The organism is Ignavibacteriales bacterium (assembly GCA_026390815.1).
In the GTDB taxonomy this organism is placed as follows: Bacteria; Bacteroidota; Ignavibacteria; order Ignavibacteriales; family SURF-24; genus JAPLFH01.
Genome location: JAPLFH010000046.1, coordinates 92,078 through 116,605 on the forward strand (window position 1 = coordinate 92,078; position 24,528 = coordinate 116,605).

The window sequence follows — 24,528 nt, forward strand, 5'->3', positions numbered from 1 at the left end:
GTATATTTTTTAATCGAGTGCAAAATTACAAATTTTGAATTCCACATTTTGAGGAGTAAATTTGTATCGCAAAAAATAAATGACAATTTAGCATTAGAACCAGCGGTTTTAATTAGAAATTGTGGATTGAATAAAATTCTTGAAATGGTTGAGTTTGAAGTTAAGTTTTCATTTAAAATTCTTTAGTGAACCTAATAAGGTGATTAGTAATCTGATTGTTATAGGAAAATAAATTTAGCCGGATAATGATGATTAGGAAAATATTTATACTATTACTAACCATGGTTTCGTGTGTTCTTGCTTCAGAACAAAATAGTGATTGGAAAGTAATAATAAACAGGCTTGACTGCACGGCAAATGCAGGTGAAAAAAACCAAGTTATGATTGAAGTTTATAATGTGAATGGAGAAAAAGCCTATTCCATTTCCAAAGCGCTGCCCGATGATGTGCCTTTTCCTGCAGTTTCTGTTTTTGAAGCAGGGGAGCTTATGGTTATTTATTCTTATAACGGCTTAATTGAATTTTATGATAGTAAAGGAAATTTGGTAAATACTATAAAACCAAATTATAATTCTTCAACTGATAATGAACGAATTATTAAGTACGAAACTTTGAATAAAAAATCGGCTTTACTTATTTCAGAACCAAAACTTACATTTACAAAACTTATTATTGTTTCATCAAATGGTGAAATGAATTTGGAAAAAGAGGTTGAAGGAAATCATGCTACTGGAATAGAAATTTCTAAATCTGGGAATGTTATTGCTGCAGGCACTTACGCGTGGATAGACACCAGCTTTTTTGAACGAACGTCCTTCTTTAATTTTGATGGTGATTTTATTGGCAAGGTAGATTTGAGTTTTTCCAACGGTGGCTTTACTGAGGATGAAAATAAGTTTCTTGGATTTACTAATTCAAATTTATATTTAGCTGAAATTCATTCTTTAAAAATACTTTGGTCGAAGGAATTCCCCAGCGATAAAGTTGTTGCCGATGCAGCATTGACTAAAGAAGGTGTGGCTGTTTTATCATCAGACTTACCAATATTGAAAAAGGGAAAGTGGCTTTATTCCAACCTTCATTTAAATGTTTTGGATAAAAATGGAAATTTGATTGAGGAAAAAAAAGTTGAAATAAATGAAATTGAATCTGCTAAAATTATTGTGAACGGTAATTCCTTTAGTCTAAAGTTAGATGGTAAACAACTTTGCCTTGATTGAATTGTAATGTATTTGAAGCTGGTACGCAGACACCATCGCTTGCCTTTGGAAGTGATTTTATAGACAAATTTGTTGTTAGAAGAATTAAAGAAGCTTTTGAAATTCCAAATATCATTTACCCAATAAAATCTAATTTTCAAATCCTCAATTGCTAAACAATGTTTTAACTTTTGGATCGAACCCCGGAATTAAACTCATTTAATTATTTTCCCCTTCTCATCATATTTAATTTCACTAATTAACATATCATTATCATACTTCGCTTCGCTTTTTACAAAACTGTTGGGATAATAAGTAACATATAGTCCACTTAATTTTCCTCTTTTGTAAAAACAATATTTGGAGATTTCTCCATTTTCATAATACCATGTTTTAAGTCCATCTAATAAACTATCAATATAAGTTTCTTCAAATTCTATCTTACCACTTGGAAAATATTGTTTCGATATTCCTTCAAGCTTTCCACCATTAAAATTCATTTCAGCTTTTAATTTGCCATCTGAATAAAAAGATTTAGAAATGCCAACTAAAACGCCTTTGTTATAATTCATTTCTAAAAGAAGAATTCCTTCTTTATTAAATTCTTGGTTCACTCCAAATTTTAAGTCATTATCAAATTTCATAATTGATTTTACAGTTCCACTGTCATAGTAGGCAATGCAGGTACTGTCAAGTCTGCCTTTGTTATAATTATATTCTGATTCAATATATCCATCCGGGTAATAAGATTTGTTCAAGCCATGTTTAACGCCATCCTTAAAGTTTGTTTCTGATTTTAGATAGCCATTGTCATAATAATCCTTGAAGGTTTCTTCAACTTTATCAAATTTTCCAACTATGTCATACCGGATCCGTTTTATTATTTGTCCGTCTATATAAGAATCAATTACTTTGGTGGAACCATCAGGATAAAAAAGTTTTGAAGTGCCATCGAGTTTATCATTTTTGTAATTTGCTTCAAGCGCGAGTTTTCCAAAATCGAAATAAACCCGATTAGGACCCTCCATCCTTCCATCACCATAATGCCGTTCTACTTCTACTTTTCCGTTTTCGAAAAATGTTTGTGATAATCCATCCAGCCGACCGCCTTTGTAGTTCCATAATCCCATCAACGCACCACTTTTATAATATGTTTTTGTTATGCCTTCCAATTTATCATTAATATAATTTTGAGCTGCTAAAAGCTCTCCAGTTTCATAAAACCAATTGGAAATTCCTTCCAATTTTCCATGAATATAATTCCATTCCAATTGTACTTTCCCGCTTTTGAAATACCACCGATGAATCCCTTCTTCCTTATCATCAACAAACTGCCAATCCTTCCAGAGTTTTCCATCATCATAAAATTCTTTAAAAATTCCTTCGCGTTTTCCAAGACGGTATTCACCTTCGGTTTTAACTGTACCATTTGGGAAATAAGTTTTTTTTATTTCGAAATCCTTCTCCTGAGAAAAAACTAGTATCGTAACTAATTGCAGAAAAAGCATTATTAAACGAATATTGAATTTCATTCTTCCTTATTTCAATTTTGATTATAGGCGCATCAAATTTAACGAAAATTAGTTTCACTTTAATTGATTTTTAAATCAAGCAACTTCCATCCTCAATAAAAAATAGTTAAATTTGCAAAAGAATAAAATGGAGAATTTATGTTTACTTATACTACCAGGGTAAATTTTTACGATGCTGATCCTGCCGGAATTTTATTCTTTGCAAATGTTTTCAAACTGGCTCATTCTACTTATGAGGATTTTATGGCAAGGGCTAAGTTTAAAGTAAATTATTTTACCGGTGATAAGTATGCAATTCCAATAATTCACACGGGAGCTGATTATATTGAACCAATCTTTCCTGATTCTACAATTAAAATTCAGTTATCTGTTACAGAAGTAAAAAATTCATCTTTTGTTTTGATGTACGATTTGTTGAACTCCAAGGATGAAGTGCTTGCGAAATGTAAAACAGTGCACGTTTTTATTGAGAAAAACAAATGGAAAAAGGTAAACATTCCAGCTGAAGTAAAAAAGCATTTGCGGAAATACCTGGTTAGAAATTAAAGTTCTTGTTGTCTTCAAACAAAAGACGAACTTCTTCTCGTTTGATTTTACCAAGCTGAGTTTTGGGTAGTTGCTGTAATACTAAAAATTGCTTGGGTAATTTAAATCCAGCTAGTTTGCATTTAAGGAATTTCAATAAATCAGCAGATAATATTTTTTCAGGTGTTATCGGAACAATAGCTGCCGCAACTATTTGTCCCCATTCGTTGTCTTTCAATCCTACAACGCAAACTTCCCTAACGTTTGGATATTTAAATATTTCCTGCTCAATTTCTGTTGGATTAATATTTTCCCCACCGGAAATTATAATATCATCTCGTCTCGAATCGATATATAAATATCCATCAGAATCCAGGTAACCAATGTCGCTGGTAAAATATTCGTTGTTGATTGAACGCTTATTAGTTTCTTCCGGATCATTCCAATATCCTTGCATTACAGAATTTCCACAAACAACAATTTCACCAGTTTGATTTTGTGGAAGTCGGTTATTTTTGTCATCAACAATTTTTATGATATTTGAACCTAAAGATTTTCCCGAGGAATTTATTTTTTCTGGATTTTCATTTATACATACTGAAGTAACCATCGATGAAGTTTCGGTTGAGCCATAAACCTTTATTACATTCCAACCCAATTCGATTGCTCGCTTCAATAAAATCTCATCACTTGGACCACCTCCAAGAAATACATTCCGAAGTTCTGAGTATGGAGAAATGTTTTTTTCAATCAACCGATTTAAAGTTGTTGGAACAAGCGAAATTTGTGTCGGCTTAAATTCAACTATAGCGTTTATTAAGTCTTCGGTTTTTAGCGATTTAGGAATAATTACAGACGAACCAAAAATGATTGCGCGAAATAATATCTGAATCCCGCCAATATGATATAAAGGAAGGCTGACAAGCCATTTATCGTTATTCTGAAAATTAAAATGTGAACTTGAGGTAAGTGCACTACTAATTAAATTGTGAAAAGAAAGCATAACTCCTTTTGCCAAGTTAGTAGTTCCGGAAGTGTAAATAATCAAAGCTGTATTATTTTCTTTAAAACTATTTTCACAAAAAGGAATTTCATTGTTATAATCTTCCGATAAAGGGAAAATAATTTTTCTTATAGAAGCAGAGTTGTTTGTTAATCTCTTTTTTAGGTTTTGATGAACCAAAATAAATTCTGATTCGGAATGAATTATTAAATTATCCAGTTCATCATCTATTAGCCGGATGTTAAGTGGAATTGGAACTGCGGAAATATTCCAGAGAGAAAAAAGAATTGTTATTGAGTCTAGGTTATTTTCACTAATTAAAGTAACGTGTGTTCCTTGATTAATACCCAGAGAAATCAATTTATTTGTAGCGATCAAAATTCTTTCTTCAAATTCTCTATAGCTAATTACAACATTATCAAAATATATTACGGGATTGTTAAGGATAGAATCTGAGTTTTTATTTAGGAAATCAATGATCATTTATTTGAAAAGTACATTTGAGAAGTTTTTATAAAAGAATTCCAATTGCAAACAGTGCTCCATACAAAGCAGAAAGTTTAGCGGTTAATTCCAAAGTTTTGTTCAATTGCTTTCCTTCAAGAGTAAAAATCATTTTGATCAAACGGTAAGATATTGGGAAAGTTAACAATGGGAGAAAAACCCATACTTCTTGTTTGTAAGTAAAAAAAACAACAACTGGAGTTAAGTAACTTATTATCATAAAAAAAATATACTGCAAACGAGTAAACTGTTTTCCAAAAATTACAGCCAGCGTTTTTTTACCAGCCAGCTTATCTTCATCAGTATCGCGGTAATTATTTACCACAAGAATATTTGTTATTAAAGCGCCAACAGGAACTGAAGCCCAGAAGGAGAGTGTTGTTACTTTTAATGTTTGAACGTAAAAAGTACCTACAGTTCCAACTAATCCAAAAAAAAGGAATACGAATATGTCACCAAGTCCATTATAAGCAAGCGGGTAAGGTCCGGCAGTATAAGCAAACCCGGCAAGAATAGAAAGAATTCCAATTACCAAAATTGGATAGCCGCCCAAATTAATTAAGTATAATCCTAACAGAAAAGAAGTTCCAAAAGTTAATACAACACCCACTTTCATTTCGGCAACTGTAATCCAGCCAGAAGCTAAAGCGCGACGCGGTCCTGATCGTTCTTTTTTATCTGTACCTTTCAGAAAATCATAAAGATCATTTGTAAAATTTGTTCCAACTTGAATTAATACAGAGCAAATAAGAGCTACTAAAGCAGCAATAGGTTTAAAGCTGTTTTCATTCATAGCTAAAGCAGATCCAACTACGACAGGTACAGTTGCTGCAAGTAAAGTTTTTGGTCTGCTGGCAAGTAACCAACTATTAAGTTTTGATATTTTTAAGATGGTCTCAGTCATATTAAGTTAGAAAGTTTCAAGTAACAAGTTATAAAGTAAAATTTAAGAATGAGAATGAAATAATTATGGAATGAATTATTATTGTTTGTTCTGATTTTTTCCATTCTTAATTATTCATTTTTAATTATTCATTTATTTAAGGTACCCTCGTAAATTTTTTGAAATCAGGTTTTCTTTTTTCTAAATATGCTTTTTTACCTTCCTGTGCTTCTTCACTCATATAATAGAGTAAGGTAGCATTTCCAGCAAGTTCCTGAATTCCAGTCTGTCCATCCAGCTCAGCATTAAATGCAGATTTTAAAAGACGAATTGCCAGAGAACTCTTTTCTAAAATTTCCTTTGCCCACTGGATTCCTTCCTGCTCCAATTGATTGATGGGCACGACTTTGTTTACTAACCCCATCTCCATTGCTTCCTGAGCATTGTATTGACGACAAAGGTACCAGATTTCCCGGGCTTTCTTTTGCCCAACCAATCGAGCAAGGTAACCTGCACCGAATCCCCCATCAAAGCTGCCAACTTTTGGACCGGTCTGACCAAAGATTGCATTGTCTGCAGCAATTGTTAAATCGCAAACAACATGTAAAACATGTCCGCCGCCAATTGCATACCCGGCAACAAGTGCTATTACTGGTTTTGGGATACTTCTAATTAATTTTTGAAGATCAAGCACATTTAATCGGGGGACATTATCTTTACCAACATAACCTTTATCTCCACGTATCCGTTGATCACCACCAGAGCAAAAAGCATATTTCCCATCCTTTGATGGACCTGCGCCAGTTAAAAGTACAACTCCTATTTTTGAATCTTCTCTTGCATTTGTGAATGCATCAATCATCTCTGTTACAGTTTCGGGACGGAAAGCATTCCTAACCTCTGGACGATTTATTGTAATTTTAGCGATGCCAGCCATCTTTTCATAAATAATATCCTTATATATTTTTGCTTTCTTCCATTTAGATTTCATTTAAATTCCTTAGTGATGCTAAAAGTTATAACAAATAAATTTTCAAGAAAATTTCTTAATAAAACTGTTGATCAAACTTACGAAAACTTCTGGTTTTTCTAAATGAACATTATGACCAGCATTGGATACGATCTGGTGGTTAACATTACTTAGAGAGGATGCCATCAATGAGTTTATATCCGAGAATTTTTTATCAAGTTGCCCGGTAATTAGCAATACATTACAATTAATATGTTCTAGTTTGCTCCATAGATGTGGCATTACTCCTTGTCCAAATCCTCTAAGAGAATTTGCCAACCCGGTTTTTCTGTTGTTCAATTTATCATTTCTTATTTTTTCAAGAATTTCCTGTTTCAGTTGTCTCTGAGATGCAAAAAGTGGTAGGCTCATCCAATAATCTACAAACTTTTCAACTTCCTCTTTTTCAATGAATTCAGCTAACCTCTCATCATTATTTTTTCTTTCACTTCGTAATTTTTCGTCAATAATTCCTGGCGTTGTGCTTTCTAGAATTAATCCATTCACTTTTTCCGGATGAGTTACAGTGTACCAAAGTGCGGCTCTACCACCCATAGAATAACCAATTAAAATTATTTCAGTCAAGCTTAATTTTTGGATTATCGCATGAATTTGCGAAGTGATTGCATCTGAAGTGTAATGCGATATAACTTGTGGCGAATCGCTTTTACCATGACCAATTAAATCGATTGTAATTACTTGAAATTCAGAAGGAAGTTTTGGAATTATATCATTCCAATCTTTACATGAACCAGTGAAACCGTGGAGGAATAAAATTACTTTTTTTGTAGGAATAATTTTTTCTGGAGTTTCAAAACTAATTCCAATGTCGGAAGTTATCAACAACATTACATTTTATCATTTGTTAATGTATTACCAACTATTTCCCAAAACTTTTTTCTTTGAACTGCTGATTTATGCGCATCGGTTTTTATTTGGAGAACTGAAAGATTTTTTATTTTTATAGCTTTAAGAAATTCAGATTGGAAATGATTCCAGTTTTTAATTTTGGTGAACTTGCCACCATAAGATTTAACAAAAGGGGAGAAACTGAGACCATGCGGAGTAATAAAATATTCCTTAAATATTTTTTGATAATCCGAGATTGGAAGCATTTCAAAAATTCCTCCGCCATCATTATTGATTAAAACAACTACAAGAGGAATTTTATATTTTTTAGATGTAAGTAATCCATTAAGATCGTAATAGAAAGCAAGATCCCCGGTAATTAATACAGTAGGTTTATGCCGATGTTCTGAAATACCAAGCGCTGTAGAAGTAATCCCATCAATTCCGCTTGCACCGCGATTGTTAAATATCAAAATTGATTTCTTTAACTTTGGTGCAAAATAATCTAAATCCCGAACAGGCATACTGTTAGAAATCATTAATGAAGAATCATTTGGCATCAGTTGAATAACTTCATTTATAATTCTTCCTTCAAATGGAAAGCTGGCATTATCAATCATTTTGTTTTTGATTTTAGATGCTAATGATTCGGCATTCAAGAAAATGTTTAACCAACTACTATCCTTATTCTCAAATTTATCTTGCTTAAGTTTTTGTATTACCAAATTGCAAAAATCGGCTGGCGGAATTCCTAATGCTGCTTTGGCTTTATTTGTAGGATCATACCTGTCACCAGTTGTATTTACCAGGTATTTTATCGCAAATGAATTTTCAAAAAATAATTCCAATCCTTTTGATGTTGGTGTTTTGCCAAATTGAAGAATTAGTTCTGGCTGAAATTTTTCAATAAGATTTTTAGCTCTTAGAATTCCCTCAAAGCTGGAAAGGATATTTTTCTTTGAATGACCTCCGAACCTTAACTGAGAAATGCCATCAGCTATAATTGGGTATTTCAATATTGATGCGAGTTGGTTACAGAGTTTTGGAAAATCGCCTTTTTCATCGTCCGGACCTGCTACAATTATTCCTTTCCTAACTATTTTTAAAAGATTATATAATGCACTAAAATCCCTTTGACTAATGGAATTCCCCAATGGAATCGATTGAATTTTGTTGTTTAATTCTTTGCCACTTGTAGAAAATTGTATTAATGAATCGTCAACTTCATCTGTATAACTAAATGGTTCAAATGGTTTTCTGAATGGAAAATTTAAGTGAACGGGACCTTTCTTCTTTAACATGCTTTCAGAAAAAGCTCTTCTTGTAATTATTAATAATTCTTTCAGTTGTTTTTCAGTTGGTTCAGGCAATCCAACATTAAAAAACCAATTGATGTGGTTGCGGTAAATATTGTCCTGGTTAATAGTTTGGTTAGCGCCGGAATTAAGCAGCTCTGGTGGTCTGTCTGCTGTGCAGATAATAAGCGGAACGTGATATTGATATGCTTCAATTATTGCTGGATAGAATTCTGCAGTAGCTGTTCCAGATGTACTTACTAAAACAACCGGAAAATTTGATGCCTTAGCTAAACCCAATCCAAAGAAAGCACTTGACCTTTCATCAATGATAACAAATGATTTAATTTTTTTATTCTGACTAAATGCAATTGTTAATGCAGTGTTTCTGGAACCGGGGGAAAGACATGCATATTTAATTCCAAGATTAGTAAGTTCATTTACAAATGTTTCAGCCCAAAGAATATTCCGGTTAATTTTTATTTTCATTATCAAATAAGGAAAGGATGGGTTTAAGTTTTAATTCTGTTTCTTTATACTCTGATTGAGGTTCAGAGCCTTCCACAATTCCACTTCCGGCAAATGCATAAATTTTTTTACCTTTTGCCAGTGCAGATCTAATAGCAACAGTAAATTCTCCTTCACCTTGTAAGTTGAACCAGCCAACTACTCCCGAATATAACCCGCGGGAATAATCTTCCATTTCCTTTATAACCTGCATAGCACTTGATTGTGGTACCCCACATACTGCAGGAGTTGGATGCAATATTTCAAGTATATTAAATATATTTCCATTGGTATGTACTTCAGCTTTTATTGGTGTCCATAGATGCTGAATATTATGAAGTTTTTTAATTTTTGGAATTGAATCGTAAGTAACTTTTATATTTAATTTATTGAATTGCTTTTCTATAAAATCTATTACAGTCTTATGTTCATGCAGATTTTTTACACTTGAAAGAAGTTCCTCTTCGATTATCTTATCCTCAATTTCATCTTTACCTCGTGGTGCTGAACCTGCAAGAGAATCAGTTTCAACAAAATCCGGATGGAATTTTACCAACTTTTCCGGTGATGCTCCAAAGAAGGTGGATTTTCCGGAATGAATAGCGAAGATATTACACTCCGGATATTTTTTTCGGAATTGGTTTATAAAATCAAAAATATTTGGATCAGTATCTAATTTTAATTCAACACTACGAGATAAAACTACTTTTTTGATAATTTCCGAATCAATTTTTTCCAGGGCTTCTTTAACATATTCAATCCATCTTTTTCTTTCTTTTGGTCCATTTCCAATTGATGAAAGAATCTTAGGCATATGTGCAGATTGAACCGTGGCAGATTCATTATTCAGGATTGAAATCCTTCGATTGAATTCCTCAATAATTTTTTCTTTAGGAGAATCAGGAGTATAAATGAAATTATAAAAGACTTGCTCGGTTTTTCCATTTTTTACAAGTAAAATTCTTGGAATTGTCCAGTTGGAATCTGGATAGTTGTCCCATAAGTCAGGTTCGCTTTCTGGTAAAAACTTCATTCCGCCAACAAACAAAGGAATTTGCAGTTCCGATGAGTTCAAATTCGAATAAAAATTATTATTCCAATTCTTAACTTTTTTTTCAGAGGATGAAAACCTATTTATGCCGTTTTCGGTTATGGAAAAAAGCTCACCCAATCCCATAAAGCTAAATTGACTTTCTGGTTTTTCCCAGTAGAAAAATTTCTCAAAGCTTTTGGAAAGTGTATTAACCTTTTCGTTGAAATGAAAGCCGTCAGCTTCAAAATGATAGCTAATCAATGTATTGTTAATTTTACCGGCTAGTTTTTCTGCGGCGTTGGTTATAAATGCGGTAAATTTTTCTGTTGCAAATTTGTTCAAATTATGTTTTTATTTATTAAAGAATGAAATACCGGTATTTTTAATTATTATAATTTTTAATTTCTATAAACGAATTCTTTAAATTAAAATGTGTTATATTTTATAAAGAAATCATTTACCTAACAATCGTAAATTTAACTAAATATTGTCCAAAATATCAATTGATTCTGTTGATTATCCATATGTAACAAAATTTAGCAAAAAGGCTAAACGAATAAGAATTCAGATAAGTTCTGATAAGGGATTGGAGTTAATTGTCCCTTCAAGAATGTCTATAACCGAAGCAGAAAAGTTACTTGAATCAAAAAAACAATGGATTAAGAAGCATCTAAAAAAAATTTTCAATAAGGAAAAAGAATATTTTTATTTTGGTGAAAAACTTTTTATAGAACAGCAGTTTGATATGTTTTTAAAATCGCCACAAGTAGAACTAATTGGGCACAAATTATTGTTAATTACTACAGTAGGGAATGAATTGCCTAAACAAAATATATTTGATAGCTGGTTAAGAAATGCTGCAGTGGAATATATTCCCAGCAGGACTAATGCTTTGGCAAAAAAACATGGATTTATATTTAATCGATTGAAAATCAGAGGACAAAAATCCAGATGGGGAAGTTGCTCCGGAAAAGGGAATTTGTCATTCAATTTTAAATTATTATCCTTTAGAAAGGAAGTAATTGATTATGTCATCATTCATGAACTTTGTCATCTTAAAGAAATGAATCATTCTAGAAAATTCTGGAGTTTGGTGGAATTATATTTACCCGACTATAAAAACTATAAAAAAATACTAAAAGGAATTTCCTGAAAGGAGATATTTTAACTATGATAGATGAAAAAACTCAATCAGCTCTAAACTTGTGGGAGCATATAATTGGCTCTTACGAAAATTTAAAGCGAGCTCAGGTAAAAACCATTTTTGAGAATAAACTTACAATACCACAATATAGTTTACTCGAAGTGCTTTATACAAAAGGATCTATGCCTCTAAAAAAAATTGCTGAAAAGCTTTTTGTTAGCGGAGCAAATATTACTTGTGTAGTAGATAATTTGGAAAAGGAAGATTTTGTGAAGCGGGTTCCTTCCAATATTGATAGAAGAGTAATAATGGCGGAGCTAACTTCCAAAGGTGAAGAAAAAATTGCTAAACTGTTTCCAGTTAATGCTAAAAATATTTCTGAAATAACAAAGAGATTAACTTCCGAGGAATTTGTGATTCTGGAAAAGTTGCTTAGGAAGTTAGAGAAGGAAAATAATAATGATTAGTGAATGAGTAAATATTAATTTTTAAAAACAATTGCTATCCACTCATCCATTTGAATTGTTTCAATTTTTCGGAAACTCAACTTTTCGTAACAAGAAATAATTTCTTGTTCATCTGTTGTTAAGAGACCGGATAAAATTACCAAACCGGAGGTGTTATTACATTTTTTTATTTCTGGCGCAATATCTAATAAAACATTTTTTTGAATATTCGCCAGGATTAAATCAAATTTCTTGTCTACAACTTTATCAATTTCTGCAAGCCTGAACTCAACTTTATCCGATACGGAATTCAATTCGCAATTCTCGATTGCATTTTCATAACACCATTCATCATTATCAATTGCAAGAGCATTCTTTGCCCCGAGCTTTACAGAAGCAATAGCAAGAATGCCGGTTCCAGTTCCAACATCTAAAACAGTAACACCTGGTTGAATGTATTTTTCTAAAGTTTGAAGAACTAGTTTTGTAGTCTGATGTTCACCGGTACCAAAGGACATTTTCGGATCAATTGTAAGAACAATTTGATTTTCTTTAGGAATGTATTTTCTAAAAGTTGGTTTAATTACAATCCTATCATTTATCTCAATTACATTTAAAGACTTTTCCCATTCCTCATTCCAATTTTTATTCTCAAGTTCATTTTCTTCAACCGAATAGGAATTTATTAGTTTTTCTTCTGCAATGCTTTCAAGAATGTCTTCGATCTGTTTCTTATTAATTTTATTTTGTTCCGGAACATAAACTTTAAGAAAATTATTTTCTTCACTTATACCAGTGATTTCTAATTTCCATAAAACTCCACTCACCAGATCGGGGAGGAATGGGTCGGTTTTTACAATGAATTCTGTATAGGTTTTCATTTTTAAAAAAAGTAGTTAAATGTTCGGTTTCCCAAATTCCAGAGAATAAATTAAATGAGTCAATACATCACCAACCTGCTGCAAAGTTTCTTTACCAATGTTATCAATTGTATCTAAGCTGGTGTGCCAGTAATTTCTTCTTTTGTTTGGTGTGTTGGCGCCAATCAAATCAATATCCACAATGTCTATTGTTTTTAATCCTGCCTGATTTAATGGAATATGATCATCTTCAATTGGAGAGCCTTCCAGGGCGCTAAACGGAGTAGCATTTAAATCCTGTGCAATATTCCAAACTAAATCAACAACTTCCGGAGCAAATTGAATAGATTTACCTTCCTTGTAAAAAATGGCTTCTTTATCGCCAACCAAATCGAGCAGAATTCCAAAATATGGTTGGTAATCTGTTGGCTTACTTGCTGCAAAGTATTTCGAACCAAGGAAATAATTTTGCAAATCGGATTCCTTACCATAATCTTCACCATCAAACAGGATTAAATCAATTCCGTAATTAACCGGATTTTCTTTAAGTAACTGTGCAAGTTCCAAAATTATTCCAACTCCACTTGCGCCATCATTTGTTCCGAGGATTGGTTTTAGTTTTTTAGCTGCATCTTTATCCTGATCTGCTCTTGGACGGGAATCCCAATGAGCACAAATAAATATTCTGTCTTTAGAATTAGAATTAAACTTTGCGATGATGTTAGTTAGGTCAAGTTTTTCATCGTCATATCCGTTATAAGAAAAATTTTGTAACTCAACTGCATCTGTAGATTTTCTCAATTCTGTTTCTAAATACTTAAGCGCTTGCTGATGACCCATGGAATTTGGATTGCGCGGACCAAATGCAATTTGTTCCTCGATATACTTGTAAACATTATTTTTGTCAAACATTGGAATTTTAATTGCTGATTTTAAATAATATGGCTGTTCAACTTTGGTTTGCTGTTCTTTACTGCATGAATAAAATGCTGTTAGTATAATTAAAAGAATAAGAATTTTATTTATTTCTAATTTCATTTTAAATTTTAAAATTTTATGAAAAATATGGTCTTTCTCTAAACGTAACACCTATTTCTTCCTCAACAAATTTTCTTGCACTTTCAATATCAACAGAAGTATAATCAACTACAGTCATAACCACACTGCAAAATTGTTTAACATTTTTTGCAAAATTGATCATCTCCTGATGCATTTGCGGATCAACTTTCATCAACTTGGCATATTGGTCTTTATCAACTGAATTTAAACTGATTGAAACCACGTCTATTAATCCTTTAAACTCAGGAGTTATATCCCGCTTATTAATAACATTACCATGTCCGTCTGTATCCAATCTTGTTGTGCCACCTTTGCTCTTTACATATTTTGCCACTTCTTTTACTACTTCCCAGCGAATGGTTGGTTCACCATATCCACAAAAAACTATTTCATCAAACTTAGTTGGATCATCAATTTCTTTAATATAAGTTTTTGCTTCTGGTTCCTGCGATTTACTCATTTTAAGATTATAACCTTTAACAGTTGGATCTTCTTTCCTTTTGCAAAAAACGCAATCGGCATTGCACCTATTAGAAACATTTATGTAGAGGGAATTTTTAATTTTGTATGTATAAGTTAATCCGGGCATTGCTCCAATTCCAAATAGCTTGAAAGCGTTTAACGATGTTGCTTTTGCTATATCATCAATCGTAAGGTTGTGCACCTCAGCCATTTTTTTTGCAACAAGATTTATATAAGCTGGTTCGTTTCTTTGTCCTCTGTGAGGAAAGGGAGTCATAAATGGTGAGTCAGTTTCAAGTAGCAAGTTATCTATTTGGATGCTGTTTAAAATATTTCTAAGAGTATCAGCTTTTTTAAAAGTAATGTTCCCAGCAAAAGAAATATAATAATGCATTTCAACAAGTTCTCTTGCATCTTCAATAGTACCTGCAAAACAATGAAACTGTGCTTTCAATCCAGATCCCTGGTAAGGACGAATTATTCTCATCAAATCTTCATCAGCGTCCCGGTTATGAACGATGATAGGTAACTCAAGTTTTATAGCGAGTTTTATTTGCTCTTCAAATACCTTTATCTGCTTTTCTTTGGGGGAAAAATCGTAATAATAATCTAAGCCAATTTCCCCAATTGCAACCACTTTTTTATGGGAAGCTAATTTTTCAACTTCAAGCATTTGGGATGAATTACATTCTTTGGAATCTTGTGGATGAATGCCAACAGCGGCATATATGAAATCATACCTCTCAGCAAGCGCTATTGCATTTGCAGAACTTGCCAGGTCAGTTCCTGGAACTATTATATAATCAATTCCAGATTGTTTTGCCCGTTCGATAACTTCGTCAACATCATCAGTATAATTTGGATAAAAAAGATGAGCATGTGTGTCTATATACATATATAATATTCTTTCTAATAAATACTTTTACAAAAATTACAGATAGAAATATTTTTACGATACTTGATTTTTTAGATTTGTATTGCTTGGTCAACTGGCAAACATAAAGAATCCGGAATCATTTTTCTTATCATCACATACAAAGTTAACGAAATATTTCTTATTGGAGAAAGATTACCAATTGTATCTACATTGTTATTGCGAACAACTCTGTTGGTATACAGTTATAATTTATAATAAAAACAGAAAAAGTAATTCTGAATTCCATTTCAAATATATTGTTATGAAATTTTTAGATAAGTTTTTGGTTGTGGTAATTAGAAAATATTTTACTTCAAACTAAACTGTTGCAAAATATTTAAGAGAAGAGTTCCATCAATTAAAGTTAATAATTGCTGGTTTAATCCAATTAGCTTTTTACAATCAGATTTAAAGCTGCCAAAAGTAATGATAAAGGATTTTGAAATTTTTACCTGATCAGAAAAAGTATTTAAAAATTTATTAATTGTTTCCAAATTAGTATACTGTGCGCTGGTTAGTAAAACTAAAATATTTTGTTCGTTGTTGTTAACCATTTTTGAGCCTAATACAACTTCATCCTTAGAATTTTCATCGTACATCAAGATTTTTGTGTTATTAAATCCAAGTTTAACCAGGATTTTTTTTGCTGCCTCTCTTAACTCATTCTGATTATATTTATGTATCTCAGTGTTAACATTAATAATTGTATCTTCTACTTTTTGCTCACTGATTAGCTCAGCTTTAATATCAAACAATACTAACCATTCTTCTACGGAAATAAATTCCGCAACAGTCGATGGTGAAAAATTATAAAATATATTTTTATGGAAAAGACCTTTCTCAGATAATTTTGAATAGATTTTTTCTTCGATTGTATTTTCAGTCCAGTAAGAATAAATATTTATTGTTTTTTTGATATTACCGAAATCAATCTTATCCTCAAGTTGCCAAACAGAATTAGGGTTCCACCAATGATCAAAATGTATGATTGTTGAGAAATTTCCGAGATTTATTTTTTTCTGTACGGCTTTAACATCAGCTAAAAATATTTGAGCTTTATTATCTCTAAAATCATTTACTGATTTTTCAAGTTCCGCTTCCAGCATTCCTGTTTTGTATATAACAAAGTCCAGGTTATGGGTTGTAAATAATTTCTTTAACCGGTCTAAACCAAGTTTTTCATATTGGGAAAAAACAACAACTTTATCTTTACTTGATTGAATGAATTCCAAAATTTCTTTTGCTTTACTGGCTTCAAATTCTGTTGATGCAAAATTGCAAATTTGCATTAATTGATGAAGTAAACTAAATATTTGTGGTCGAACAATGTAATAGTTTCCTCTTTCAATAGTTGAATAAATTGTTAATTCTCCTTCCTGAATTATTGCATCATACTCCTTAACCTGCTCCTCGCACATTTTAAACCACTTATTATGGTAAATTCTATCTGGAAGTTCAGCAGTTTGCCCATCCATTGTTCTTGATAATTTTACGGAAGATAATATATTATTCCATTCAAAATCAGGAATGAGATTTCCAGTAAAATCATTGTACAACTCGCGAAGGTTAATTTCTAATTCAACCTTTCGTTCTTCCTTTAATAAACCTGAAAGGATCCACAGATATTTTGGTTTGTTCTTTTTAAATAATTTGTTTAGCAATGAAACAGCTCTAACATCCTGAAATTCATCAAGGATCACGCAATCAATTTTATTAAGTAAATCCTTTGGAATAATTCCATTCTGATAATCATTAAAAAAAACAGAATAGCTTGTGATAATTATCTGGCTCTGGTTGAACCATATTTTTTTCCTTTTTGGTTCATCTTCTGGAATAATACAAGTTTTTAAATCCGGTGCCCAATTGCTAAAATGACCGTTCCATCCTTCCGGAATACCTGAGACATTTGGCAGGTGTAAAATTCCAAATTCTGAATTTTTAGTAAGCACTAATACATTTTTGATCCGGTTCTTATTAAATAGGAAATTAATAGAATTAATAACTTGAACAGTCTTACCTAAACCATGTTCGTCGGCTAAGTAACAGAATGGATTATTAATTAAAAAGTCGATTCCTTCTTTCTGGAAAGCATGTAAGTTGTCAAACGTCTTGCTATCACTGTGAAAGTTCATTTTTTCCACTGGCGTTATTGTGGAGATATATTTTGTATCAGCTTCAATTATTTGCGGTTCTGGTATTCTCAATTTCTGAAAATTAAAATTTTTAGTTTTAATAGATTTGGTAAGTTCTAATTTATTTAATCCCTTAATTTTTGCATTAAATGGAATTGCCCCTGATAAATTTTTTGAAATATTTACAAAGGAAATTTCCTTTAGTGAAATATTTTTAATTTCATTCACCAGATTTCCCATCGGTACAAATGTGTTGGTGATTAAATTAATATTATCTGATGGAGCTGATAATAAACTGAATTGTAAATTAGAAATATTCGTCTCAAATTTTTCTACGTTAAGCAGAGAAACGTCATAAGTATTGGAAGAAACAGGTAATAGATTGGAAGAAATTTCAGCATAGTAAAGAAAGAATTGAGAAATAATATGTTCATTAACAAGCTTAAAATCCTTTCCAGTAGGTAGAAGATTATTACAAACGAAATTTGGCTTAATGAAAAATTGTTCAATTAACTTATCTGCTTCAAAATCAATTTCTTTAATAAATTCCCATTTGCCAGGTTGATAAATGTTTATAAAAATTTGTTCCTGAAAACTCCAACTTTTTTCAAAATAAATATTCTCAATTTCTCTGTAATAAAATAAGCGAAATGTTAATGAAACAGGTTCAACTATTTTAATTTGTTGGGTTGGAATATCTATTAAAAGAAAATTTGAAGCTGGTGAATATTGGAAAGTAATTTCCTTTTCCCGGGGAAACAAATTTTGAGAAACTTCAATATTCGATAAACTGAAAAAAATACGATTGGTTTTAGGTGTTTGGAAAAATCCATTTTTTGATTTTGTGGCTTTTACTCTTAACCACTGTTCGAATTGTTTTCTTTCGATAAATCCTTTTGAGCCAAAATATGTAGTTCTTAACCGGATAACAGGAATAACAAAAGCTGTTTTAAAATATTCTTCCCAAACAATTTTTGTTGGCGAAATAGAAAATCCTTTTACGGAATTGGATGGTTTCTTCAGCCATCGTTTCCATTGCCAATCATCCGGCTTTTCAATTTTATTAATTGATTCGGCAACTTTAAGCCTTGCATTTTTCAGCATTGCATTTATTCATCAACTTTTTGTAAGTGAACCTGCTCGCATGCTGTTTTTAATCTGTCAAATGGTTCTATCAAATTACGCGTAATGGAAATCTGGCTTAACCGTTCTACAATTTCCGGTAGTTCAGAAGCAAATTTTTTAGCAGTTTCAACATAAATTCCATAATCGCCAGAAAGTTTGTTTTGTTCTTCACTTGATTTTTTACTTGGAGTATGATCTTCCTTTTCTTTGAACAATTTTATTGCACGAACACCTTGCTTGTTATTTATTCCAAGAAAAAGCGGATCTCTTACAAGAATCAAATCGAGATCATCTTTTATTGCTCCAAGCAGCGGAAGAGCAATCAGCTCAACCAGAATATGTTCAAGAAGAACATCACCATATAACGTCTTCTGGAAGTTGGTTGGTTTTATCGGTGCAGTTACGCGGAATTCTAAAGGTTTAGTATCCGGATCAGTAACAAGGATTGCTCCCATTACACCGGCGTTATCATCAAATGTATATGTTTCTAAGAATGCAATTCTTACAAGATCCATTTTTATCTCCGAGTTGTTATTCTATTATTACAGAATTATCGGGAAATTTCCAATTTAGTTGAATTTGTCTGAAAGGATGGAAAATGTAGAATGGTTGAGGGATGATGGAGTTTTTTCTGTTTGACGTCTGACGTTTGATGGATGAAAGTTGATGAAAGATGTATGATGGAGTTTTTCTGTCTGACGTTTCACTTTTTACAATTTAGGCACGGGATTGCTAATGTAGAATACAATAGAAAAAAGTTACCCTCTTATATAAATTTTTCTTGCTTTTGTAATTTGAAATTATTAACGTATTGCCAGTATTTAAGCGGGGAAACCCAGTTATATGAAATGGTTCATCTTTTCGTATTTTCCTTTCCTTTTGATGACGTCAAACTCACCTTATTCATACATACATTTTAATTTAGAATCCATTTTAATTTCATATAGATTTGTTCAGAATAAAATTATAAACGCACAAAAAAATATTTTTTTATGCAGAATAAATAAACACTACAGTTTTAAATAAGTAGTAACTGATAATTATAAAATTGAAAATGGTTTTTGAAGAATTGAAATCGGTAATTAGAAGATGGAAATTGGAATTGAAAAGCCGGAGGTTGGTTTTTAAAGAGATGAAATTTGTAATTGGAAAACGACAATTGGTTTTTAAAGACCGGAAATCAGAAATTACTAAGTGGTTATTGGTAATTAAACAGATGAAACTGGTAATTAAAGAAATGAAACTGGTATTTAAAGAGAGGAAACTGGTAATTGGAAAGTGGAAAATGGTTTTTATGGATAAAAAATCAGTAATAATTAAATAACAGTTGGTTTTTGTTCGTTTTTTAACAAAACACTGCTTTCTTAATGAATTCATGATATAATTTTTCTATAAATGGAGTTTTTAGCTCAATTTGGCGGTTTCCTAAAATGATTTTCGAGGCTAGTGTGATGGCAAACCTTGCCTACCGGCAGGCAGGCGTGAGACAGTAATTATTGAATAACTGTTCGAATTTAACATTTGACGTCTGACATTTAACGTTTGACGTGATAATAGAGAGTTTTTGGTTGCCCGCAGCTTAATAAACTAAATAGAACTAATAATATTATAAGGAGGACCTAATATGAACAAGCACGAAAGAAACAAGCTGGAAATGCTTGGCGTGGTTTGGAAATTTGGTGAAAGTGTGAAAGAATCTTTTACAGGCGTTCCTGCCATTATTAATGGTTTTGCTGATATTGAAATGATCCATAAGGAAATTGGATTAAACGACAACGTGGTAAAAGAAGGAACTAAGGGAAAAGTTATTTCTAAAGACATTTCGCAGGACGAAATTATTTCCACAGGATTAGTATTTGCCGGTGCAATTTACGGATATGCAGCCGATAAAAATGATGCTGAGTTAATAACTTTTGCAGATATAAACAGCAAAACTTTTTTAAAACAGCGCGATTCGGAAATCCCTTTGTTTGTTGAAAAAATATTAGACAAAGCTGTTGAGCTTGGCAATGGACTTATTCCTTATGGAATAACCGAAGAAAAAAGAACGGCAGCCAAAGAAAAGTTAGATGATTATTTAGAGAAATTCGGAAGCGTTAGTATTGGCAAAGGGACCAAAAAATCTGCAAAGGAAACTATTGTAAATCTTTTAGATAAAGCTGATAAAAAAATTAAAGTATTAGATAAGCTGATGATTAGTTTTAAGGAAAGCAATCCCGAATTATATTCTAAGTATACAGCAGCACGTGTAATTTATGATAAAGGCGGGAGCCATAAGGCGGATGAACCGGAAACGCCAAAACCGGATGAACCGGAAACGCCAAAACCGGATGAACCGCAAAAATAAATAATTGAATTGCCGGGTAATGGTAAGAAGTAACTCAATTGGTAGCCGCAATCCCGCACTGCGGAACTACGGCTACCTATGTTAATATATTCCTGCGCGTCACCGAGCATGAGTATATCCGAGAACTAGTATTTCATGAATAAAAATACAATAAGAAGGGATTATAAATTATTTAAATACACTATTGTGAAAATTAATTTATCAAATTTAAGTTAACGGACAGACTTATGATCCGTGACAAACAAGAAGCTACTATTTAACAAAATGGACGACTTGAGGAAGTATTTAATCAAAAAACTTTTTCTATAAATAAGTTGTGTGCAATGCTATGGCGATAGTGCAACTTTCACTCGTCATTTGTAAATTTGAACAGACTAATAAGACATAAGATAATAAAATGGAACAACACCTGAACCGCTTTATTGATACATATACAAAGGCAATAAAAGAAAATAATGCAGCGATTTTTGCAGGTGCAGGACTTTCTATTCCAGCAGGGTTTGTGAATTGGAAAAATCTATTGAGAGACAGTGCAACCGCACTGATAAAAATCTGTATTTTGGACAAAGAAATAATTAATAGAATTTTATAATGACATTTAATGAAGATTCAAGAGTAAAAATACCTGCTATCGTGCATCTGACACGGTTGGGTTACTCCTATTTGCCAAAGGCAAAAATGACCAATCTTCATGGCGACACAAACATTTTCATTGACCAGTTTAAAGCTGGGCTTTCTAAAATCAACGACAAGGAGTTCACCGACACCGAAATTGCTGCTTTCATTGCAGAACTAAACATTCAACTTGTCAACAGCGACCTTGGCAAACGGTTCTACAAAAGTTTAACTGGAGATTTTCCTTGCAAGCTGATTGACCTTGACAATTTTGAAAACAACATTTTCAATGTTGTTACCGAACTCACTTACAAAAACGAGGAAGAAGAATTTAGACCCGACATTACTTTGCTGATTAACGGAATGCCGTTGGCATTCGTTGAAGTAAAGAAGCCGAACAACAGGGAAGGAATTTTAGCGGAACGAAACCGAATAAATATTCGGTTCAAAAATCCGAAGTTCAATAAGTTCATGAACATTACTCAGTTGTTGATTTTCTCCAACAATCAAGAGTATGACGAGGAAAGCATCACACCTATACAAGGTGCGTTTTACGCAACGCCTGACCCCGAACAGGTAAACTTCAATTGTTTCAGAGAAGAAGATAATTCCATCATTCGTAATTTGCCGATGGAAGATTTGGAAATTGAAAAACAAATTTTGTTGGACAACAACATTGTTTCAATTCTTGGAACAACAGAATACAACACAGCAAAAGAAAACAACTCCCCTACTAATCGTGTGCTGACTTCTTTGTTTAGCAAACCACGATTGAAAATAATTTTGAAATACAGCTTTGCATATGTGAACACAGTTGTAAACAGCGTTCCGAAAATTGAGAAACACATCATGCGTTACCCTCAATTGTTTGCGACATTGGCGATTGAGAAAAAATTAAATCAGGGAATTAAGAAAGGAATCATTTGGCATACGCAGGGAAGCGGGAAAACCGCTTTGGCGTATTTCAATGTTAATTATCTAAAAGACTATTATCAGAAGCAAAACATCATCGCAAAGTTCTATTTCATTGTTGACCGTTTGGATTTGGCAACACAAGCTAAAAACGAATTTGAAGCACGAGGGCTGAAAGTTGAAATGATTAGTTCTAAAGATGATTTTGTAAAGAACATCACAACCGCTGGTGCAACCGCAAGTGGAATCGGTGCTCAAACAATTGCAGTAGTTAATATTCAGAAATTTTCAGACTATTCGATAGCAAAAGTTGCCGACTATAATTTGAATATTAAACGAATTTATTTTTTAGACGAGGTTCACAGAAGCTACAACCCTGAAGGAACTTTCTATGCAAAACTTGTCAATTCAGACAGAGACGCTATACACATCGGTTTATCTGGTACTCCTTTAATCTCAGGTGATTTCACAAGCAAAGAAATATTTGGTGATTATTTTCACAAATATTATTACAACAAATCCATTGCAGACGGTTACACTTTAAAGCTGATTCGAGAAGCTATTGAAACTAAATTCCATAATGAAGTAAAGGGTATTTTGGAATCAATCGAAACTCAGCAAGGAACACTTACTAAAAACGAAGTGTTTGCACATGAAAGATTTGTTGAGCCATTAGTTAATTACATCATTACCGATTTTAAGAAAAGCCGAGTAATACATAACGACCATTCAATTGGTGGAATGATTGTTTGTGATTCATCCGACCAAGCCAAAATGATTTTTGAGTATGTTCAGAAATACAACGACAAGCAAACCAGCATTCGCAAACTTGATCATGAACCAACATTAGAATACAATATAGCCGCTGAACCACAAGAAGCTTATATAAGCGGAGAAAATGCACCGATAACGGCTGCTTTGATTCTCCATGATGTGGACACGAAGCAAATAAGAAAAGACAATCAAACAGATTTTAAGCAAGGCAAAATTGATTTGCTGATAGTTTACAATATGCTTCTAACTGGCTTTGATGCAAAGCGTTTGAAGAAAATGTATTTAACAAGAGTTGTTAGGGAACATAATCTTTTGCAAACACTTACAAGAGTAAATCGACCTTACAAAAGTTTTAAGTATGGTTATGTAGTTGACTTTGCCGACATCAGAAAAGAGTTTGACAAAACAAACAAAGAATATTTCAAAGAGTTGCAAGCCGAGTTAGGCGATGAAATAAAAGAATATTCAAACTTGTTTAAGTCAGCAGAAGAAATTGATGCAGAGATTGCAGAGATAAAAGAGAAATTATTTCTCTACGATTTCACCAACATAGAGGAGTTTCAAAAAATTGTTAGTCAGATTACGAACAAGAAAGAAATTACCGAACTGAAAAAATGTTTGGAGAACCTCAAGAGTTTATACAACATCATCAAGATAATGGGTTACACCGATCTCCTGGAGAAATTCTCTTTTGACAAAGTGAATAAGTTGTATGCAGAAGTTTCAAATCGCATTGACATCATTAACCTGAAAGAAAATTTAGAGAACGCGTCAGACAACACAAATCTGCTGAACATTGCATTGGAAAAAATGCAATTCACTTTCCGTAAAATTGCGACACACGAATTACAGATTGCAGATAAATTTAGAAGCGAGTTGGAAAGAGCAAGAAAAGAACTGGAAGGAAACTTTGACAAGAAAGACCCGAGATTTATTTCACTGTTTGAAGAACTGAAACGATTATTCAAAAAGAAAAACATTGAGGAATTTGATTCGGCTGAAATGGATGCAGCGATAAAAGATTTGAAAAACATTTACGAACAGGCAAACGCATTAAACAATAAAGATGCACTGCTTGCAGCCAAGTATGAAAACGATACCAAGTTTGCCAGGATTCACAAACGCATCAAAGAAAATAATCTGAATGTGCTGAACACCGATATTGCTTTGCATGAAGCACTGTTATTTATCAAACACAAAACCGATGCAACAGTGGTGAACAATCAGGCATTGTTAAACAATCAGGATTATTTTGCCGAAGCCACCAAGCGGACAATTATTGAAACACTTGAAGAAAAAGGAATCAGAGATTTGAATGTGGTTCGCTTTATCAATACAACATTAGTGAACGAATATTTTTTCCAAAGAGCAATATGAGAATTAACAGAAAAATTTAA

19 protein-coding genes are annotated in these 24,528 nt (G+C 32.4%); 7 read left to right on the forward strand and 12 right to left on the reverse strand.

The features are described 5' to 3' along the window. Window positions 1–245: 245 nt before the first annotated feature. Window positions 246–1,220, forward strand: coding sequence for a hypothetical protein (locus NTX22_14400; protein MCX6151710.1), 975 nt, complete (start codon window positions 246–248; stop codon window positions 1,218–1,220). Window positions 1,221–1,414: 194 nt separating this feature from the next. Here NTX22_14400 and NTX22_14405 read toward each other — a convergent pair whose 3' ends face one another. Then, on the reverse strand, window positions 1,415–2,731 hold the full coding sequence (locus NTX22_14405; protein ID MCX6151711.1) for a toxin-antitoxin system YwqK family antitoxin: 1,317 nt from the start codon (window positions 2,729–2,731) through the stop codon (window positions 1,415–1,417). 138 nt (window positions 2,732–2,869) lie between these two features. Between NTX22_14405 and NTX22_14410 the strand changes: the two genes are divergently transcribed. Next, complete coding sequence (locus tag NTX22_14410) at window positions 2,870–3,277, forward strand: acyl-CoA thioesterase (GenBank protein MCX6151712.1); 408 nt, start codon at window positions 2,870–2,872, stop codon at window positions 3,275–3,277. Here NTX22_14410 and menE read toward each other — a convergent pair. From menE to NTX22_14440, 6 genes are all read right to left on the reverse strand, one after another. Next, window positions 3,267–4,742 (reverse strand): o-succinylbenzoate--CoA ligase, encoded by a 1,476-nt coding sequence (gene menE, locus NTX22_14415; GenBank protein MCX6151713.1) that lies wholly within the window; start codon window positions 4,740–4,742, stop codon window positions 3,267–3,269. The genes NTX22_14410 and menE overlap by 11 nt on opposite strands. 28 nt (window positions 4,743–4,770) lie before the next feature. Beyond that, window positions 4,771–5,667 (reverse strand): 1,4-dihydroxy-2-naphthoate polyprenyltransferase, encoded by an 897-nt coding sequence (locus tag NTX22_14420; GenBank protein MCX6151714.1) that lies wholly within the window; start codon window positions 5,665–5,667, stop codon window positions 4,771–4,773. Between the two features lie 136 nt (window positions 5,668–5,803). Further along, complete coding sequence (menB, locus tag NTX22_14425) at window positions 5,804–6,637, reverse strand: 1,4-dihydroxy-2-naphthoyl-CoA synthase (protein MCX6151715.1); 834 nt, start codon at window positions 6,635–6,637, stop codon at window positions 5,804–5,806. Window positions 6,638–6,679: 42 nt separating this feature from the next. Next, entirely contained in the window at window positions 6,680–7,504 is an 825-nt protein-coding gene (gene menH, locus NTX22_14430) for a 2-succinyl-6-hydroxy-2,4-cyclohexadiene-1-carboxylate synthase (GenBank protein ID MCX6151716.1), read from the reverse strand. After that, window positions 7,504–9,288, reverse strand: a complete 1,785-nt coding sequence (gene menD / locus NTX22_14435) for a 2-succinyl-5-enolpyruvyl-6-hydroxy-3-cyclohexene-1-carboxylic-acid synthase (protein ID MCX6151717.1) — start codon at window positions 9,286–9,288, stop codon at window positions 7,504–7,506. Before menD ends, menH begins: the two co-directional genes overlap by 1 nt. Then, window positions 9,272–10,681 (reverse strand): isochorismate synthase, encoded by a 1,410-nt coding sequence (locus NTX22_14440; GenBank protein MCX6151718.1) that lies wholly within the window; start codon window positions 10,679–10,681, stop codon window positions 9,272–9,274. Before NTX22_14440 ends, menD begins: the two co-directional genes overlap by 17 nt. A 145-nt stretch (window positions 10,682–10,826) precedes the next feature. Here NTX22_14440 and NTX22_14445 point away from each other — a divergent pair, with 145 nt between their 5' ends. Continuing rightward, window positions 10,827–11,492, forward strand: a complete 666-nt coding sequence (locus tag NTX22_14445) for a SprT family zinc-dependent metalloprotease (GenBank protein MCX6151719.1) — start codon at window positions 10,827–10,829, stop codon at window positions 11,490–11,492. Window positions 11,493–11,509: 17 nt separating this feature from the next. Then, window positions 11,510–11,950: a MarR family transcriptional regulator gene (locus NTX22_14450; protein ID MCX6151720.1), complete on the forward strand. Its 441-nt coding sequence runs from the start codon at window positions 11,510–11,512 to the stop codon at window positions 11,948–11,950. 14 nt (window positions 11,951–11,964) lie between these two features. On the opposite strand, the gene prmA is transcribed toward NTX22_14450, so the two are convergent. From prmA to NTX22_14475, 5 genes are all read right to left on the reverse strand, one after another. Next, a complete protein-coding gene (gene prmA / locus NTX22_14455; GenBank protein ID MCX6151721.1) occupies window positions 11,965–12,810 on the reverse strand; it encodes a 50S ribosomal protein L11 methyltransferase in 846 nt (281 codons plus the stop codon). Window positions 12,811–12,825: 15 nt separating this feature from the next. Then, window positions 12,826–13,827, reverse strand: a complete 1,002-nt coding sequence (locus tag NTX22_14460; GenBank protein ID MCX6151722.1) for a M28 family peptidase — start codon at window positions 13,825–13,827, stop codon at window positions 12,826–12,828. A gap of 16 nt (window positions 13,828–13,843) precedes the next feature. Further along, on the reverse strand, window positions 13,844–15,205 hold the full coding sequence (locus NTX22_14465) for a YchF/TatD family DNA exonuclease (protein ID MCX6151723.1): 1,362 nt from the start codon (window positions 15,203–15,205) through the stop codon (window positions 13,844–13,846). 329 nt (window positions 15,206–15,534) lie between these two features. Further along, a complete protein-coding gene (locus NTX22_14470) occupies window positions 15,535–18,462 on the reverse strand; it encodes a DEAD/DEAH box helicase (protein MCX6151724.1) in 2,928 nt (975 codons plus the stop codon). A 5-nt stretch (window positions 18,463–18,467) separates the two neighbouring features. Beyond that, the gene (locus tag NTX22_14475; protein ID MCX6151725.1) at window positions 18,468–18,998 is read right to left on the reverse strand and encodes a hypothetical protein; all 531 of its coding nucleotides are present in this window, start codon (window positions 18,996–18,998) and stop codon (window positions 18,468–18,470) included. 1,109 nt (window positions 18,999–20,107) lie between these two features. On the opposite strand from NTX22_14475, the gene NTX22_14480 reads away from it, so the two are divergent. From NTX22_14480 to NTX22_14490, 3 genes are all read left to right on the forward strand, one after another. After that, window positions 20,108–20,830 carry a hypothetical protein gene (locus tag NTX22_14480; GenBank protein ID MCX6151726.1) on the forward strand — a complete coding sequence of 241 codons (723 nt, stop codon included), beginning with the start codon at window positions 20,108–20,110 and terminating at the stop codon, window positions 20,828–20,830. A gap of 397 nt (window positions 20,831–21,227) precedes the next feature. Continuing rightward, window positions 21,228–21,422: a hypothetical protein gene (locus NTX22_14485; GenBank protein MCX6151727.1), complete on the forward strand. Its 195-nt coding sequence runs from the start codon at window positions 21,228–21,230 to the stop codon at window positions 21,420–21,422. Beyond that, window positions 21,422–24,508 (forward strand): type I restriction endonuclease, encoded by a 3,087-nt coding sequence (locus NTX22_14490; GenBank protein ID MCX6151728.1) that lies wholly within the window; start codon window positions 21,422–21,424, stop codon window positions 24,506–24,508. The genes NTX22_14485 and NTX22_14490 overlap by 1 nt, the downstream gene beginning before the upstream one ends. Window positions 24,509–24,528: the final 20 nt, after the last annotated feature.

Excerpts from the sequence above, each read along its gene's own strand:
- NTX22_14460 (MCX6151722.1), bottom strand. The coding sequence starts at position 13,827 with ATGAAATTAGAAATAAATAAAATTCTTATTCTTTTAATTATACTAACA.
- menB (MCX6151715.1), bottom strand. The coding sequence starts at position 6,637 with ATGAAATCTAAATGGAAGAAAGCAAAAATATATAAGGATATTATTTAT.
- NTX22_14410 (MCX6151712.1), top strand. The coding sequence starts at position 2,870 with ATGTTTACTTATACTACCAGGGTAAATTTTTACGATGCTGATCCTGCC.
- NTX22_14475 (MCX6151725.1), bottom strand. The coding sequence starts at position 18,998 with ATGGATCTTGTAAGAATTGCATTCTTAGAAACATATACATTTGATGAT.
- NTX22_14405 (MCX6151711.1), bottom strand. The coding sequence starts at position 2,731 with ATGAAATTCAATATTCGTTTAATAATGCTTTTTCTGCAATTAGTTACG.
- menE (MCX6151713.1), bottom strand. The coding sequence starts at position 4,742 with ATGATCATTGATTTCCTAAATAAAAACTCAGATTCTATCCTTAACAAT.
- menH (MCX6151716.1), bottom strand. The coding sequence starts at position 7,504 with ATGTTGTTGATAACTTCCGACATTGGAATTAGTTTTGAAACTCCAGAA.
- prmA (MCX6151721.1), bottom strand. The coding sequence starts at position 12,810 with ATGAAAACCTATACAGAATTCATTGTAAAAACCGACCCATTCCTCCCC.
- NTX22_14470 (MCX6151724.1), bottom strand. The coding sequence starts at position 18,462 with ATGCTGAAAAATGCAAGGCTTAAAGTTGCCGAATCAATTAATAAAATT.
- NTX22_14450 (MCX6151720.1), top strand. The coding sequence starts at position 11,510 with ATGATAGATGAAAAAACTCAATCAGCTCTAAACTTGTGGGAGCATATA.
- NTX22_14400 (MCX6151710.1), top strand. The coding sequence starts at position 246 with ATGATGATTAGGAAAATATTTATACTATTACTAACCATGGTTTCGTGT.
- NTX22_14480 (MCX6151726.1), top strand. The coding sequence starts at position 20,108 with ATGAACAAGCACGAAAGAAACAAGCTGGAAATGCTTGGCGTGGTTTGG.
- menD (MCX6151717.1), bottom strand. The coding sequence starts at position 9,288 with ATGAAAATAAAAATTAACCGGAATATTCTTTGGGCTGAAACATTTGTA.
- NTX22_14465 (MCX6151723.1), bottom strand. The coding sequence starts at position 15,205 with ATGTATATAGACACACATGCTCATCTTTTTTATCCAAATTATACTGAT.
- NTX22_14490 (MCX6151728.1), top strand. The coding sequence starts at position 21,422 with ATGACATTTAATGAAGATTCAAGAGTAAAAATACCTGCTATCGTGCAT.
- NTX22_14420 (MCX6151714.1), bottom strand. The coding sequence starts at position 5,667 with ATGACTGAGACCATCTTAAAAATATCAAAACTTAATAGTTGGTTACTT.
- NTX22_14485 (MCX6151727.1), top strand. The coding sequence starts at position 21,228 with ATGGAACAACACCTGAACCGCTTTATTGATACATATACAAAGGCAATA.